13 protein-coding genes and 2 pseudogenes are annotated in these 15,406 nt (G+C 61.3%); 7 read left to right on the top strand and 8 right to left on the bottom strand.

The window, feature by feature from the left end:
• Positions 1–7: 7 nt before the first annotated feature.
• On the bottom strand, positions 8–934 hold the full coding sequence (gene xerD / locus BLL52_RS11195) for a site-specific tyrosine recombinase XerD (RefSeq protein ID WP_241839130.1): 927 nt from the start codon (positions 932–934) through the stop codon (positions 8–10).
• A gap of 19 nt (positions 935–953) precedes the next feature.
• On the opposite strand from xerD, the pseudogene BLL52_RS11190 reads away from it, so the two are divergent.
• Positions 954–1,560 (top strand): annotated as a pseudogene (locus BLL52_RS11190) (AEC family transporter).
• Between the two features lie 97 nt (positions 1,561–1,657).
• On the opposite strand, the gene BLL52_RS11185 reads toward BLL52_RS11190, so the two are convergent.
• The 4 genes from BLL52_RS11185 to queG all read right to left on the bottom strand — a co-directional run bounded on the left by BLL52_RS11185 (position 1,658) and on the right by queG (position 5,738).
• Entirely contained in the window at positions 1,658–2,242 is a 585-nt protein-coding gene (locus BLL52_RS11185; RefSeq protein WP_075586730.1) for a DUF3617 domain-containing protein, read from the bottom strand.
• 237 nt (positions 2,243–2,479) lie between these two features.
• On the bottom strand, positions 2,480–3,472 hold the full coding sequence (locus BLL52_RS11180) for a M14 family metallopeptidase (RefSeq protein ID WP_198930635.1): 993 nt from the start codon (positions 3,470–3,472) through the stop codon (positions 2,480–2,482).
• Positions 3,473–3,476: 4 nt separating this feature from the next.
• The gene (locus BLL52_RS11175) at positions 3,477–4,583 is read right to left on the bottom strand and encodes a dipeptide epimerase (protein ID WP_075586728.1); all 1,107 of its coding nucleotides are present in this window, start codon (positions 4,581–4,583) and stop codon (positions 3,477–3,479) included.
• 105 nt (positions 4,584–4,688) lie between these two features.
• On the bottom strand, positions 4,689–5,738 hold the full coding sequence (gene queG / locus BLL52_RS11170; RefSeq protein ID WP_075587208.1) for a tRNA epoxyqueuosine(34) reductase QueG: 1,050 nt from the start codon (positions 5,736–5,738) through the stop codon (positions 4,689–4,691).
• 27 nt (positions 5,739–5,765) lie between these two features.
• On the opposite strand from queG, the gene tsaE reads away from it, so the two are divergent.
• Positions 5,766–6,359, top strand: coding sequence for a tRNA (adenosine(37)-N6)-threonylcarbamoyltransferase complex ATPase subunit type 1 TsaE (gene tsaE, locus BLL52_RS11165; protein WP_075586727.1), 594 nt, complete (start codon positions 5,766–5,768; stop codon positions 6,357–6,359).
• Positions 6,356–7,735 carry an N-acetylmuramoyl-L-alanine amidase gene (locus BLL52_RS11160; RefSeq protein WP_075586726.1) on the top strand — a complete coding sequence of 460 codons (1,380 nt, stop codon included), beginning with the start codon at positions 6,356–6,358 and terminating at the stop codon, positions 7,733–7,735. Before tsaE ends, BLL52_RS11160 begins: the two co-directional genes overlap by 4 nt.
• Before the next feature lie 34 nt (positions 7,736–7,769).
• Here BLL52_RS11160 and BLL52_RS11155 read toward each other — a convergent pair whose 3' ends face one another.
• Entirely contained in the window at positions 7,770–8,408 is a 639-nt protein-coding gene (locus tag BLL52_RS11155) for a nucleoside/nucleotide kinase family protein (RefSeq protein ID WP_075586725.1), read from the bottom strand.
• Positions 8,409–8,941: 533 nt separating this feature from the next.
• Positions 8,942–9,931: a PfkB family carbohydrate kinase gene (locus BLL52_RS11150; RefSeq protein ID WP_241839129.1), complete on the bottom strand. Its 990-nt coding sequence runs from the start codon at positions 9,929–9,931 to the stop codon at positions 8,942–8,944.
• A 151-nt stretch (positions 9,932–10,082) separates the two neighbouring features.
• Between BLL52_RS11150 and BLL52_RS11145 the strand changes: the two genes are divergently transcribed.
• Both BLL52_RS11145 and BLL52_RS11140 read left to right on the top strand, forming a co-directional pair.
• Complete coding sequence (locus BLL52_RS11145; protein WP_075586723.1) at positions 10,083–11,336, top strand: ROK family transcriptional regulator; 1,254 nt, start codon at positions 10,083–10,085, stop codon at positions 11,334–11,336.
• 101 nt (positions 11,337–11,437) lie between these two features.
• Entirely contained in the window at positions 11,438–11,911 is a 474-nt protein-coding gene (locus BLL52_RS11140; protein ID WP_420852626.1) for a DNA-deoxyinosine glycosylase, read from the top strand.
• Between the two features lie 185 nt (positions 11,912–12,096).
• On the opposite strand, the gene BLL52_RS20775 is transcribed toward BLL52_RS11140, so the two are convergent.
• Positions 12,097–12,273 carry a hypothetical protein gene (locus tag BLL52_RS20775; protein ID WP_158025689.1) on the bottom strand — a complete coding sequence of 59 codons (177 nt, stop codon included), beginning with the start codon at positions 12,271–12,273 and terminating at the stop codon, positions 12,097–12,099.
• A gap of 150 nt (positions 12,274–12,423) precedes the next feature.
• Between BLL52_RS20775 and BLL52_RS21405 the strand changes: the two are divergent.
• Together BLL52_RS21405 and BLL52_RS11115 are read left to right on the top strand one after the other, a co-directional pair.
• Positions 12,424–13,767 (top strand): annotated as a pseudogene (locus BLL52_RS21405) (transposase zinc-binding domain-containing protein); the annotation flags it as partial.
• A 246-nt stretch (positions 13,768–14,013) separates the two neighbouring features.
• The gene (locus tag BLL52_RS11115) at positions 14,014–15,228 is read left to right on the top strand and encodes a DesA family fatty acid desaturase (RefSeq protein ID WP_075586718.1); all 1,215 of its coding nucleotides are present in this window, start codon (positions 14,014–14,016) and stop codon (positions 15,226–15,228) included.
• The last annotated feature ends 178 nt before the right edge of the window (positions 15,229–15,406 follow it).

Raw genomic sequence — 15,406 nt, 5'->3', positions numbered from 1 at the left:
TGCTGAATCACGCGCGTGGGTGGTGCACGGCGTGCAACACCTTGAGCCGTTCCCGCGCCACATGGGTATAGATGGTGGTGGTGGAAATATCTGCGTGGCCCAGCAACATCTGCACCGCCCGCAAATCTGCGCCATGGTTGAGCAAATGCGTGGCGAACGCGTGGCGCAGGGTATGCGGTGACATGGGCGAATTTATGCCTGCTGCTAGCGCGTATTTTTTCACCAGCATCCAGAACATCACCCGGCTCATGGCGGTGCCTGGCGTCGGACCTTTGTGGGTGACAAACAGGTCATCGGTCTGATGCGCAGCGAGCAATTCGGCGCGCGGCTGGGCCAGATAGCGCTTGAGCCAAAGTGCGGCCACCTCGCCAAACGGCACCAGGCGCTCCTTGTTGCCTTTGCCAAAGACGCGCAGCACGTTGTCATTCAGGCTGATGTTGAAGACTTTGAGGCTAACCAGCTCACTCACCCGCAGGCCGCTGGCATACATCAGCTCCAGCATGGTGCGGTCACGCACGCCCTGGGCGGTGCTGACATCGGGCGCAGCTAGCAGCGCTTCCGCCTGAAATTCGGTGAGGGTTTTGGGCAGGCGCAAGTGCTGTTTGGCCGAGAGGATTTTCAGCGTTGGGTCTTGCTGGAGGTGTTGTTCGCGCAATGCCCAGCGAAAAAAGCGTTTGAACACGGTCAGACGCCGGTTGGCGGTGGTGGCCTGGGTCTGATGGTGCCGGGCGGCGAAATAACCATTGATGTCGTCCTGCGTCACCTGCAGCAGCACGCGATGCTGCTGGGCCAGCCATTGGCCAAACAGTGTCAGGTCACGGCGGTACGCGGCCAGGGTGTTTTTGGACAAGCCATCTTCCAGCCACAGCGCGTCAATGAAGGTGTCGATCAGCGGGTCGGGAGTGGTGGCGGTGGGCATGGGGTTGGGTGGCATGGGTTGATATTCTCGCCGGGTGAATTTTGCCCACCTCCTTTTTTCCCGACTTTTCGCTGATTTTGATCGGCTACTTGGTGTGCCGCTTCACGCCCCTGAACCGTCCGGTGTGGACGCAGGTGGAGCAACTGGTGTACTTTTTTCTCTTTTTTAGTGCTGCTGTTTCAGTCGATTCTGAAAAGCCCGCTGGACATCGGTGCGGCCAGTCATCTGGTGGGCGCAGGCTGGGCGGCATTGCGCTGGCTTATTCCGTGCCGCACTGGCCGGGCTTCAAAGGCATTGGCGCTGCCTCATTGGCGCTCGGGCTGATGGCCACGGGTGCTGGCATGCAGCTCGGCGCGCTGAACCATGCCAAGCTGCTGGGCGTGGCGCTGCTCACCATCAAGCACCTGCTGATGGCGCTGCTGGCGCTGGGGCTGACGCAGCTGTTCGGCCTGAACCCGGTGCAAACGACGATATTGCTGATGTTCTCGGCCCTGCCCACCAAGTCAAGCTGCTACGTGCTCGCAGCGCGCATGGGTTATGACGGCGCCTATGTAGCAGCGCTGGTGACGTTGTCCACGCTGCTGGGCATGCTCAGCTTGCCGTTGGCGCTGGGGGTTCTGCGGTCGCGGCCTGCCGCGTGATTAATCAAAAATAATAGCTGCTTGCGCTTTATACATAAGGGCTAGAGGCCAATTTGGCTTAAAAAATCAGGCAAACCCGCTGCGCGAGAACGGCAACTCACCTGCCCTTTGTCATGGGCGCTACGATGGGCTTGACTGAGCCGCAGTTGCTCGACAGCCACTTACCACTCCCTTTCATAGTCATGGTTTCAGGCTTGCCGTTTTGCGTGGTGCTCATCTTCATGTCTGCGGTGTAGGCCGTGTCGCCGCTGAAGGTGTAGGTGCCTTCACCCGTGGTGGGCGGATCGGTACAGACGAACTTGGCCTTCATGCTGTTACCCGTTCGAGAGGTGATGGTGGCCGTGCAGTCGCCCTCTTGCTGATTGGGCATTTCGTTGCGGGCCGCCATTTCCGGCGTGATGCAAATTTTCATGACGACTCCGCCACCCGCACCCACGGTGGGCATGCTGATGCCTTGCTTGCCCATCATCTCTTGCATCATTTTTCGCTGGTCGGGGGGCATGGCGGCCATTTGCTTTTGCGCCTGCGCCATGGCCGAATCCATTTGGGCATTGCCCCCCATTTTGTTGGTGATCTCCCACAGACCGGGTTTGGTGCTTTGGGCGTGGGCGATGGAGGCACCCATAAGAAGGGGAACAGTCACCGTCATTGCTGCGCAAACGCAAGTGAGGTAGTTTTTCATGAGATCTCCTTGAGTCGAGAAGAGCCTTGAGCAGGATCACAGAAATGCGTTGGTATCTAGGCGTGGGACATTCAACCGCATGAGGTCAAGTATCACACCGAAAAGCAGCGTCAAAGTCAGGCGACGATGCACATGGGGCCGCCACCGTGTGGGCATGGTCTGTCACCTGATTCATCAAAAACCATAGCTATCAGCGCTTTAAATATATGGGCCAGAGCCCAATTTGACTTGTAAAAATCAGACCAACCCGCTGCGCGAACTGATCCCGGCCAGGTAAAACCATTCGTTGCCAGGCGTGGCCGTGGCGTTCGGGAAAACGATGTAGCCATCGATCTGGGCCAGCACCGGGGTGCCGTCGTGGCGCGTGGCAATCGGTTCACCGGCACGCATCGCGTCAAAACTCGACCAGACTTTGACAAACGCATCGTCCGGGTGGAAGCGGTCCACCACCTGCAGCAGCTTGAGCAGCTCGGGGTTCTGGCAGGGCTCTGGCGCAGGCGCATTCACCAAGCCCAAGTGCGCCAGTGTGTTGCGAATGGCGCGGTAGGCCACACCGGGCGCAGCGGGCTCGTTGTGCTGACCGCATTCGAGCGTGATGGCATAGCCACCCTGGCTGCGCATGTGTTCGGTGGTGCCGACGCCGTAACTCGGGTCGGTGCTGAGCAAGCCAGCCCGGCTTTCGGGTGGCGTGCGTGCCAGGCGCTGCTGCACACCCACCGCGTAGGTCGATAACCAGCCTTCCACCACGCGGCGCACGCCGAGGCGCAGCGCCAGCGCCTGCTCTTGGGCGGCTTGAGCAAACGGCTCAAGGTGCCCGTTGTTATCCGTCGGGCCGAGCATGGCAAACGGCTCGGACGCCGCCTGAAAGGTGTGCAAATCCAATAGCACCTGGTGCTTTGCCAGCAAGGGGCACAGGATGTTTGCGATGTAATCCTCGTAGTCTTTTGGTGTGTCGGTAGGGCGCAGGTTGCGGTTCAGGTTGCGTTCGCCATTGCGCTGCACTTTTTCATAGGCCAGCGGGTTGGCTACCGGCACAAAAGTGACCGTGCCACGGGCGAGCTGCAGCGCACCGCTGTCAAATTCAGCCACCACGCGCTCAATACCGCGGCTTCCCGCCACCTCGTTGCCGTGCACCGCGCCCAGCACGATCAGGCTCGGGCCCGGCTCCAGGGCAACAAAGCGGTGGATGCGCAACTGGCTGGTCGGGTAGATGGGCACCGGGGATTTCAGAGCATCAGACATCAAACACCTTCACGTTGGTTAAACCATGCACCGCGGTGATGCCCAGGCCGGGGGCATCAGGCAAAGTGATCCACGGGCCATCCATGCCCATGCCGCCTTCCACCGCGCTGGTCGCGCACAGTTGCGGGCCATCAAGGTCGATGTAGGACACCACATCGTCAAACGCCACGGCGAAGTGAGCCGCTGCGGTGACGCTGATAGCGGCCTCCAGCATGCAGCCGACCATGCAGGTCTTAAAGTGCAGGCGCGCCAGGTTGGCCACTTCAATGGCCTGGCTGATGCCACCGGTTTTCATCAGCTTGATGTTGATGACATCGGCGCCGCCGATGGCCAGAATCTGCAGCGCCTGCCGGGCAGAAAACACCGCTTCGTCAGCCAGGATGGGGGTCAGCGTGTGGTCGGTGACAAATTTGAGACCAGCCAGATCACCAGCGGGCACCGGTTGCTCGACCAATTCCAGCGCTACACCGGCCCTTTCTATAGCCTGGATCACCAGCACCGCGTGTTTGGGCGTCCAACCCTGGTTGGCATCCAGGCGCAGCGCCACATGCGGGCCAACAGCGCGCTCAATGGCCAGCACGCTGTCCACATCGTCTTGCCAGGTGTGACCGCCCAACTTGATCTTCAGGCAGTCAAAGCCTTCGGCCACAGCACGCTGAGCATCTTTGACCATCACAGCCGCATCGTTGACGCTGATGGTGATGTCGGTTTTGAGCTGCGGGTCGCCGCCGCCGAGCAACTGGTACAGGGGCACGCCCATGGCCTGCGCGCGCAGGTCATACAGGGCAATCTCCAGCGCCGCTTTGAGGCTGCGGTGTTGGGCCACATGCTTGTGCAGCGTGCGCAACAAGGCATTGAAATCCTGCAACCGCTTGCCCAGCAAGCGCGGCGCGATCAGATCCAGGGCAGCGCGCATTGAGCCCAACATGTCGCCGGTGATGGCTGCCGTGGCAGGCGCCTCGCCGTAGCCCGTCAGGCCGGTGTCGGTCTCGATACTGATCACCAGGTCATGCACCTCGTTGACGTTGCGCACAGCGGTTTTGAACGCAACCTTGAGCGGGACTTTGATCTCACCAACGGTGATGCGCTTGATCAGCATGGCTTTCCTGGGTAGTTTCTGCGTTGATATGAGTGGTGACTTCAGCCAGGCTGAGACAAATTAGATGGCTTTTGTCAGGCAAATTGTAGACAGGCAGGGGCGTGATCACGCCTGCGCCAGCGCCCAGGCCACATGCTCGCGCACCAGCGCGCTCGGGTGCGTCTGGCAGGTCTGCAAGGCGCTCTGCAGAGCCTGGCGAACCTCAGCGTTGGCCGCACCGCGCAAAGCATTGCCCAGCGCCACCGCCACATTGCGCAGCCAGCGCTCATGGCCAATGCGGCGAATCGGGCCGCCTTCGGTCAAATTTAAAAACACCGCTTCAGTCCAGGCGAAGACCTCGGCAAGCGATTGATCTGCCAAGCCCGCCCGGGCATCAAAGTCTGGCAAAGCGCTGGTGCGGGCAAACTTGTTCCACGGGCAGACCAGCTGGCAGTCGTCACACCCATAAATGTGGTTCCCCATCAGCGGACGCAGTTCGAGGGGTATTGGCCCGGCGTGCTCGATGGTCAGGTAAGAGATGCAACGCCGCGCATCCACCCGGTACGGCGCGACGATGGCCTGTGTGGGGCAGATGTCGATGCAGGCGCTGCAACTACCGCAATGGTCGGCCACCGCAGGCGTGGGCGGCAGCGCCACATCGACAAAAATCTCGCCCAGGAAAAACATTGAGCCCGCATCACGGTTCAGCAGCAGCGTGTGTTTGCCGCGCCAGCCTTGCCCGCTGCGGGCGGCCAATTCAACTTCAAGCACCGGTGCCGAGTCGGTAAAAACGCGGTAGCCCAGCGGGCCGAACTCTAGTGCGATGCGGTCGCTGAGCTTTTGCAGGCGGTTGCGCAGCACCTTGTGGTAGTCGCGGCCCCGGGCGTAAAGCGAGACGATGGCCTGCTGCGGGCGCTGCAAGCGGTCAAACTCCACCGCCTGCCAGCCTTCTGGCGTGGTGGCAGGCAAGTAATCCATGCGCGCCGAGATCACACTCAGCGTGCCCGGCACCAGTTCTGCCGGGCGGGCGCGCTTCATGCCGTGCGCCGCCATATAGGCCATGTCGCCATGAAACCCGGCTGCCAGCCACGCCGATAATCCGGGCTCTGCGCTGGACAAATCCACGCCCGACACGCTGATTTGGGAGAATCCCAGTGCAAGCCCCCATTCCTGAATGTTGGAGACCCTCGCATCGTCGCCGTTATGTGTTCTGAAGTTGTTCACCTGCCTATTGTAAAAACTACCCTCTGGCCAGACGAATCCGCCACGCAAGCCTTTGCGCAAACGCTGGCGGCCCAGCCGGCACTGCGCAACGCTTTCATCGAACTGCGTGGCGACTTGGGTGCGGGCAAAACCACGCTGGTGCGCCACCTGCTTGGCGCTTTGGGCGTGTCAGGCCGCATCAAAAGCCCAACCTATGCGGTGGTTGAGTCTTACGAATTGCCGGATCTGGCGGTGTGGCACTTTGACTTTTTCCGCTTCCATGACCCGCAGGAGTGGGAAGACGCGGGGTTTCGGGATATCTTTGCCAGCCAGGGTCTAAAGCTGGTGGAATGGCCCGACAAAGCGGCTGGCCACCTGCCGCTGGCCGACCTCGTGGTGCAGCTGGCAATGCAGTTAGATATGTCCAATGAGGCCGCGCGCCAAGTCACACTCAGCGCACAAACCGCTGTCGGGCTGGCGTTGATTCAGCATTTTGATAGCTGCATATCCATACCGGAAAAGGGCCAGAAGCCTCTGGAGCCTATAGAATCATTCCAAATGCCTATGGTTCTTAACTCAGACACCCAGCCATGAAACGCCGCGACTTTGTGCACGGCGGCACGCTGGTGCTGTTGCTGGGTGCCCAGCAGCTGGCGCGCGGTGCGGCGATTGTGGCGGTGCGGCTATGGCCAGCGCCAGACTATTCGCGCGTCACCATTGAGTCCGACGCGCTGCTGACTTTCACAAAGAACTTCATCCCCAATCCGCCGCGCTTGGCGGTAGATGTGCGCGGCATCGACCTGAATCCGGCCCTGAAAGAGCTGGTGGCCAAGGTTGGCTTGGACGACCCGAACATCAAAGGTATCCGCGTCGGGCAGTTTGGCCCCGACGTGGTGCGCCTCGTGTTGGACCTGAAACAGCCGGTGGCACCGCAGGTATTCAACCTGCTGCCGGTGGCCGCGTACAAGCACCGGCTGGTATTTGACCTCTACCCCACCCAGGTTGCCGACCCGCTGGAGACGCTGATTGCCGAGCGCATGAAAGATGTCACTGCGGACCCGCTGGGTGATTTGATCGTGCAGAAAACGGTCCCTTTCAATCCAGACGCCAGACTGCCAGGCACCGATGCCTTGCAGGATGTTATTGAAAAACTAGCTAATGGCCCTTTAATAGCAAGGACTGAAGGCCAAAAAGGCTTGAAAAACTATGCAGGGCCTTACATCTCAGCCCCGCCCCCGCAGGCGACTGACCGGCTGATCATCATCGCGCTGGACCCCGGCCACGGTGGCGAAGACCCCGGCGCTATCGGCCCCGGTGGCACGCGCGAAAAAGATGTGGTGCTGCGCTTGGCACACCGGCTGCGCGATCGCATCAACGACAGCACGGTTAATGGCAATGCCATGCGCGCCTTCTTGACGCGGGATGCGGACTTCTTCGTGCCGCTGCATGTGCGTGTGGACAAGGCCCGCCGGGTGCAGGCCGACCTGTTCATCAGCCTGCATGCCGACGCTTTTTACACACCCAACCCGCAGGGCGCCAGTGTGTTTGCGTTGAGCCAGGGCGGCGCCTCCAGTGCGGCAGCGCGCTGGATGGCAGCCAAGGAGAACAAGGCAGATCAGGTGGGTGGCCTGAACGTGCGCGCTAAGGACGTACAAGTCAAGCGTGCCATGCTGGACATGAGCACCACTGCCCAAATCAAGGACAGCCTGCAGTTGGGCGTGTCGATGCTGAGTCATATCAAGCGCGTGGGCAAGTTGCACAAAGCGAGCGTGGAGCAAGCCTCTTTTGCGGTGCTGAAAGCGCCCGACATTCCCAGTGTGCTGGTGGAGGCCGCTTTCATTAGCAACCCGGACGAGGAAGCCAAGCTCAACAGCAACGCCTACCTGGACTTGTTGGCTAACGCCTTGATGAAAGGCATTGCAGGCTACTTCGCCAAAAACCCGCCGCTGGCGCGCAACCGCACCACCTGATTGGCTGATTGGCTGATCGTCTGCGCGGATACGGCTAATGCCAGGACACCTGCACATCCGCGCGCACCCTGCCTTGGGTAATGCGCAGCGCGTTGGGCTCATCTGTACTGGCCATCCAATCCAGCGCCTGCTGCTCCGTGCGGCCAAAGCGCATGTGCCGCGCCACTAGCCGCTGGCGCCGCAATTCATCGGGCACGTCCAGGAACCAGATCTCGTCGAGCATGCCGGGCAGTTGGTTCCAAGGGGCGTCTTCGAGCAGCAGGTAATTGCCCTCGGTGACGACCAGCGGCGTGGCAGGGTCGACGGCGATCGCGCCAGCAATAGCTTCCTCGACATGGCGGCGGTAATCCGGGGCGTAAACCACCTCGTCCGGCGGGTGATGCTTGAGCCTGCGCATCAGGTTGACATAGCCTGCGGCGTCAAAAGTGTCCGGCGCGCCCTTGCGGCCACGTCTGCCTAGGCGCAGCAACTCGCTGTTGGCCAGATGAAAACCGTCCATTGGCACTGGCTGCACCGCCTCGCCAAACTGCGTGGCAATCGCCTGCACCAGGGTGGACTTGCCCGCGCCGGGTGCGCCGGCAATACCCAGAATACGGCGGCTGCCGCTGGCGAGCAGATCGGTAATTCGCTGGCTGCACAGGTCGGGCAGGATGATGGTGGTTGGGATGCTCATACTGAATATTTTTTAATAGCTACTCGCGCTTGATGGATAAGGTCTGGAGGGCATTTTTAAACGAAATAGCTTACGAGGATATGGCGGTATGGTCGTAGGGCGAAATGAGGAGTAGCGCAGGGTGGACGCAACTGCTAGCGGTTGGAAGGGGTCAACTGCGTTTTTTGGTTGTTAATGGACTGGTCAGTGTTTTGGGAGCGTTTCGGTGCGACCCGCCAGGCAGGCCCTTGGGGCGGCTTTGGCTGGCCCGCCGAATTGGACAAACCCGGAATCGGAGCCGCCAAAACAGCTCGACAGCCAACGCTCTCGGCGCGCACATGACCTATGCGCCAACGAAACACTGCAAGTCCAAAGAATGCCCACCTATCTACCGTCTAGCGCCTTGGACATTCGAAGAACCTCGCGTGCTTATCCGGTTCTCGGCCAAGAACACTACCTAGGGTGTTCAAGCCGCCACTGATCGCACGATCAGTAGCGGCTTTGAGCGTATAAGCAAAGAACCGCCCCATGAACTGTCTCGCGTCAACACCCAATCAATACCTGACGCTACCCTCGGCCAGACGCTCTAGAACCTGCGCCCGCGTTGGCGGTACACAGCCGCGCTGCATCACACACAAACTTGCGCTGGCAATCGCACTGCCCAGCAACTCGTGCGCCACAGCGGTCGACACCGCTGCCCAACCCCAATCGGCAGGGACGCGGTTGGCCAGCATTGCAACCACCAGCCCGGCCAGAAAGCAGTCGCCAGCGCCGACGGTGTCCACCACCGTGACGGGTGCGGTTTCGCGGGCTTCAAACAGTTGGCCAAAACGGGTCACCAAGGCCGCGCCCTCGCCGCCACGGGTTAGGGCCAGCACACCGGCGCGGCTGGTTTTCAACAAATATCGGGCTTGCGCCAGCGCGTTGTCGCCCGCCAGAGCCAGGCAGGCCAAGTCTTCGTCGCTGGCCTTGATCACGTCGGCGTACTGCAGCGTGGTGAGTACGTGGCGGCGGTACTCGTCCAGGTTGGGCATGACTGAGGGGCGCAGGTTCGCGTCAATCACCACCGTGCGGCCGGCTTGGCGCTGCGATGCCAGCCAGGGCAAATAGGTGTTGGCGTCGTCTGGCGACAAGGCCAGCGCGCCGGTGCAGACCAGTTGCAAGCTGTCGATCTGGCTGCAGGCCTGGGTCAGCGCCGCAGCGCTGGTGGCGCGATCAGCCACGCCCTCGCGGTAAAAAGCGTAATCCGGGTGGCCGCTGGCATCCACATTGACCACCGCCAGCGAGGTGACTTGTTGCACCGGCTCGGGCACCGCCAGTTGCGCGCCGTCCTCCTGCAGCGCTGCGGCGAGCTGGCGACCAAAGCGGTCTTTGGACAGGGGGTTGAGGTACAGCGTGTCAATGCCTTGGCGTGCCAAGGCGCGGCTCAGGTTGTAAACAGCGCCGCCCAGACACGGCTCAAAACGACCATCAGCGCCAGCAATCATGTCGATCAAGGCCTCGCCTGCGGTAGCCACTTGCGCCGAAGAAACTGTTTTTGACATATCAGGGTTTTCCATAACTAAGACAACTTGATTTAATTACTTTCGCAGAACTATAGTTCACCCGCGCCGAATCTTAAAGCGTGATGTCCCGCACATCAACGCTGCCTGTACCACCAACGCACGCCCCTGTTAACCCCACAGAATCAAAACCATGTTCCATGGCATCGGCCCCCTGCTCGCCCCTGACGCCAAATCCACTGCGGCTGAACCTATTGCCCTGCTGCGTCCACGTGGCTCCAACCAGGTCGGCATGCGCCAGTTCAACGAGCGTGTGGTGCTGCAAGCGATTCGCCTGAACGCCAGCCTGCCCAAAGCCGAGTTGGCCCGCCTGACCGGGCTCACCGCCCAGACCATTGGCCTGATTACCGCCCGCCTCGAAGATGATGGGTTGATCCTCAAGCAAAGCGCGGTGCGCGGGCGCATCGGCCAGCCGTCGGTCCCCCTGGCGCTGAACCCCGACGGCGCTTTTTCCATAGGCATCAAGATTGGTCGCCGCGGTGCCGAGTGGCTGCTGGTCGATTTCACCGGGCAAGTGCGCCAGCGCCAGCGCATGGACTACCTGTTTCCCAGCACTGACGCGCTGTTGCCTGCCATTGCCCACCATCTGGAGGAACTGCACGATTCGCTGGGGCCTCTCAAAAACCGGCTGGTTGGCATTGGCCTGGCCGTGCCTTTCCAGATAGGTGGCTGGCACCGTTTGCTGGGCTTGTCACCAGCGCAGTCTGAAGCCTGGCAGCAGATCGACCTGCGCGCCCAAGTGCAAGCCATGACTGAGCTACCGGTGACGTTTGCCAAAGACACCTCAGCCGCCTGCGTGGCCGAGCTGGTGGCGGGACGCGGGCGCGACTTGAAGAATTTTTTGTATCTGTTTGTCGACACTTTTGTCGGCGGCGGGCTGGTGATCAACTCACAGTTGCACGGTGGCGTGCATGGCAACTCGGGCGCAATTGCGTCGCTGCCGATAGGTTTGGCACAGAGCCAGCAGATGCCCGAACAGCTCGTCAGCTACGCCTCGTTGTGGCAGTTGGAGCAGCGCTTCAGCGCGCGCGGCCTCGACCCACTCGCCGCTTACGACGACCGCGCCCTGCAAGCCGACCATGCCCCAGACACCCGCGCCTGGGTCGAACGCGCCGCGAACGCGCTGGCGCACACGGTCGTTAGCGGCACGGCTTTTCTGGACATTGATGCGGTGGTGATCGACGGCTCGTTCAACCGCGTCTTGCTCGCCCAACTCATCACCGCCACCCAGCACGCTTTGAAGCGCTACAACTGGGAAGGCTTGTGGCGCGCCAACCTGATCGCCGGTGAGGTAGGCCCAGACGCCCGCGCCCTGGGCGGCGCGCTGATGCCGCTGCACGCCCACTTTGCGCCGGACCGTGATCTGTTTTTGAAAACCTGCGTCTGAGCGGCAGATCCGTCAGAGTCGTCAGAATGGGCAGCAGGGTTTGACGCGCTATCCTCTCGGCCGTGACTGAACCCTTGCGATTGCATGGCTTGGCCCCGCTTGTGTCAAGCCACACCCAGCTGCTTGTGCTGGGCAGCTTCCCCAGCGCCACCTCGCTGGCACGCCAGCAGTATTACGCCCGCCCACAAAACGCCTTCTGGAAAATCTTGCAAGCTATTTGGCCCTCTAGCCCTTATTGCATAAGCGTTGACAGCTATGAAAAACGTAGAGCCGTTCTGCTCAGCCAAGGTCTGGGGCTGTGGGATGTGTACGCCTCTTGTGAACGCCAAGGCAGCCTGGACAGCGCCATTCAGCACCCGCAAGTCAACGATCTGGCGGTATTGGTTAAGCGCTGCTCTGCATTACGGGTGATTGCCCACAACGGCGGCGAGAGCTTTCGCCACGCCCGGCACACCCGAACGCTGGGGTTCCCGGTGGTACAGCTTCCCTGCACCAGCCCGGCCAACGCCAGATGGTCGTTCGAGCGCAAGCTGGCCGCCTGGCGCGAAGTTGTAGAACTGGCCGGGCTGGTTTGACTGGTTTGACTAGGGCTTGAGCTTGTGGGTCACGCGGTCTTTTGGCGTCGCTTGTTTTGGGTGGTAGCGCGGTGCCGTCTGACCAGTTGCCAAGTTCTTGGGTACGACCCGCCTGGCGGTCCCTTGGGACAGCTTCCTCATACTGGGGTAGCAGAAATCGTCAGCCGCCTCAAGGGCCAACCTGGCTAGCGGTTTTGGTGATTAAAAATTGGATCCAGCGCGACCCAAGGCAGGCAGTCGCTGCGCAGGGGACAGTCTGCAACGAGCTTCGAGCTCATTGCGGCGTAAGCGACTAGCAAAGCCATCTTGCCGATAAAGACAAAAATAAGGAGCATCGTGTCCACTTCAACATAGGTGGACACGTGAACACGCCAGAATTTCAAAATCCAGGCGCAGGCCGCCGTCGCGCACGCTACAGCAACGAATTCAAACGCCAGGTCAGTGCCGCCTGCCGTGGGCCCGGCGTCTCCACGGCGGCAGTGGCCCTGGCCAACGGCCTTAACGCCAACTTGCTTGAGCTCTCCAGCGCCGGCCAGTTCGACGGCCAAGGCGACCACCACACCCCGCCCGCGTATGTGGAGAAGGCGTTTCGCCAATACCTCGAATAAGGCATCTTTGCCCACGGCTTTGCGCGCGTCCGTTGCGACGACTGTGGGGACGACTTTTTGGTCGCCTTCTCCTGCAAAGGCCGTGGCTTCTACCCCTTGTGCAACACCCGCTGAATGGCCGAGGCGCCAGCGCACCTTTGCGATCACGTTTTCCCGCGCCTGCCAGTACGCCAATGGGTGTTATCGGTACCCAAAGGCTTGCGCTACTACCTGCAGCGCGACAAAGGCGCACTCAATGCGGCGCTGCATATCTTCCTGCGGGTGGTGCAGCAGAGTCTGCAAAGCCATTGCCCGGGTGCCGCGCAGTGTGACCCGGCCAGCCTGCACCTGGGCGCCGTCGCTTTTATCCACCGCTTTGGCTCCAGCCTGAACACGCATGTGCTTTTGCCGGGCGTAGCCCTTTCGCCTGCGGCTCACGAAACTGCGCTTCGCTTGTTTTCATGTGTGCGTGGTCGATGGGGTGTTTGAGGCTGTTACTGGGCCAATAGCGCAAAGCGTCAATACGGATGCTGCTGCACAGGCCAACCCCCAGCCAGGCCCGGAGTCGGCACCGCAGAGTGTGATTTTTCATGCGGCGACTGGTCTTGATGAGAGCGCCATCGCTACCGTGCGGGCCAACGTGCGCAAACGCATCCTGCGCGCTTTTGTGGCACGCGGCCACCTAGAGACCTGTGACGCCAAAGACATGGCCGAGCGTGCAGCTTCCAGCAGCCACGGCGGAGGCTTCTCGGAGGGTGTCGGGGTGCGCATTGAGGCACCAGACCGCGCTGGGCTGGAGCGCCTACCGCGCTACTGTGCGCGCCCACCCTTCGCTATGGACCGGCTCAAGCAGCGCGCCTCTGTCCTGGTTTACCGCTGTGGCAAAGGGCACACAGAGCCCCTACAGTCCGACAAATACGCGGGTGAACTGGTGCTCACGCCAAACCTCGCCCACCATCGCATGACCTCTGGGCGGTACTGATCGCCCGTATCTACGAGGTGTTCCCGCTGCTGTGTCCAATGTGCGGGGGCCAGATGCGCATCATTGCTTTCATCACGTTCAGTGCTGACATCCAGAAGATTCTGGAGCACATCGGCGTGGACCCCGAAGCTCCCCGTATCACCCCGGCACGCGGGCCGCCGCTGTGGGTTGAGTGTGGTGCGCAGGAATCGCAGGAACAGGGGGAAGGTGTTGAGGCTGAGCCGGACTCAGATCTGGCAAACCAATCACCGCCCGAGTATCTCGACGATCAGCGCACAGACTGGTGAACCTCAAAAGGGGGGCGCGACGACTGCGCCGGGGTAGGGCTGTGTCAGTGGGCAGCCCGGTGCGTGGTTTGAGAGGCGTAGACGCAAATTCTGGGGAATTCAGACTGTCGTTTCAGGGGACGCTGGCCTTTTCAGGACGGATTAAGGTGCGATCCTTGGCTTCATGCGGTTAGATGTCCTATCGGTCCCCGAGCCGATGATGGCCTGCGGTTGGCGTCTTGACGCAGTGCCAGGAGCGAGGCGGGCGTGTTCTCGAATCTGTTCGGTGCCCTGATAGATTGGTTGGCCCATGGATTTTCCGGATTCAATGGCTGGGAGATCGTCGCCTTCACGCTGGTTGTCACGCACATCACGATCGCGGCGGTCACCGTCTTTCTGCATCGCGCCCAGGCGCACAGAGCACTCCATCTTCATGGCCTCCCGTCTCATTTCTTTCGGTTCTGGCTCTGGTTAACGACCGGCATTGTGACCAAGGAGTGGGTCGCCATTCACCGCAAACACCACGCCAGATGCGAGACGCCGGACGACCCGCACAGCCCGCAAACGCGCGGGATCAAGACCGTGTTGCTGAAAGGCAGCGAGCTCTACCGCAGCGAAGCCAGGAACACGGAGACGCTCGCCAAGTTCGGCCACGGAACGCCCGACGACTGGATCGAGCGCAACATGTATTCGCGATTCAGCCTGGCAGGCGTCACGTTGATGCTGATCGTCGATCTGCTTCTGTTCGGCGCCATCGGTGCCACCGTGTGGGCGGTGCAGATGCTCTGGATTCCGATCACCGCGGCGGGCATCGTCAACGGCATCGGGCACTGGTGGGGCTATCGCAATTTCGATCCAACGGACGCGAGCCGCAACATCCTGCCCTGGGGGCTGATCATCGGTGGTGAAGAGCTGCACAACAACCACCACACCTACCCCACATCGGCCAAGCTGTCGGTCAAGCCGCACGAGTTCGACATCGGCTGGCTCTACATCCGCAGCCTGGAGCTGCTCGGCCTTGCAACGGTCCGCAAGACAGTGCCGAGGCTCCGGTTTGGCGCTGTGAAAGCCGTCGCCGACGACAAGATGCTGGAGGCGGTCATCGCCAACCGGTACGAGGTGATGGCCGACTACGCGCGAAGCCTGCGTCGCGCCAGCCGCGCCGAGGTGCGTCGCCTCAAAACCGAGGGAAGCACAGCCAGCGAGCTCGCCGACATGCGAATCGCGAGCCGCTGGCTGCATCGGGATGACGAGATGATTCCGAACAAGGTCAAGGCGCAGGTAGCGGGCGCGCTGGCATCAAGCCCCCGTCTCGCCAAGCTGGTCACCAAACGCGACGAGCTGCGCATGCTCTGGACCCGCACCCACTTTTCTTCCGAGCAACTGGTTGCCAATCTGCAAGCGTGGCTCACTGAGGCCGAGCAAAGTGGCGTCAGCGCCCTGCAGGAGTTTGGACTTCGACTGCGCGCGGCCCGAGTCTGAGTGTCGACTAGGCGCCCAGGCCGCGGCTTGCCGACGAACTAGGCATCACGGGGCTGCGACCTGCGCAGATGTCGAGACACAGCCCCACCTCCCCGCGTCGGGCGAAACCAGGATGCCGACAACAACGACCGCCCCGCAAGCTGCGGCGGTGCCCTAAGCGCCGCACTGGAAATTCAGT

Origin of the sequence: Rhodoferax antarcticus ANT.BR, assembly GCF_001938565.1 — a bacterium.
GTDB lineage: Bacteria > Pseudomonadota > Gammaproteobacteria > Burkholderiales > Burkholderiaceae_C > Rhodoferax > Rhodoferax antarcticus.
This window is presented reverse-complemented; position numbering and strand designations above follow the sequence as displayed.

What these genes read in the sequence shown, in the direction of transcription:
- BLL52_RS11145 (WP_075586723.1), top strand. Translation starts at nt 10,083, where the DNA reads ATGTTCCATGGCATCGGCCCCCTGCTCGCCCCTGACGCCAAATCCACT.
- BLL52_RS11185 (WP_075586730.1), bottom strand. Translation starts at nt 2,242, where the DNA reads ATGAAAAACTACCTCACTTGCGTTTGCGCAGCAATGACGGTGACTGTT.
- tsaE (WP_075586727.1), top strand. Translation starts at nt 5,766, where the DNA reads ATGTGTTCTGAAGTTGTTCACCTGCCTATTGTAAAAACTACCCTCTGG.
- xerD (WP_241839130.1), bottom strand. Translation starts at nt 934, where the DNA reads ATGCCACCCAACCCCATGCCCACCGCCACCACTCCCGACCCGCTGATC.
- BLL52_RS11160 (WP_075586726.1), top strand. Translation starts at nt 6,356, where the DNA reads ATGAAACGCCGCGACTTTGTGCACGGCGGCACGCTGGTGCTGTTGCTG.
- BLL52_RS11175 (WP_075586728.1), bottom strand. Translation starts at nt 4,583, where the DNA reads ATGCTGATCAAGCGCATCACCGTTGGTGAGATCAAAGTCCCGCTCAAG.
- BLL52_RS11150 (WP_241839129.1), bottom strand. Translation starts at nt 9,931, where the DNA reads ATGTCAAAAACAGTTTCTTCGGCGCAAGTGGCTACCGCAGGCGAGGCC.
- BLL52_RS11155 (WP_075586725.1), bottom strand. Translation starts at nt 8,408, where the DNA reads ATGAGCATCCCAACCACCATCATCCTGCCCGACCTGTGCAGCCAGCGA.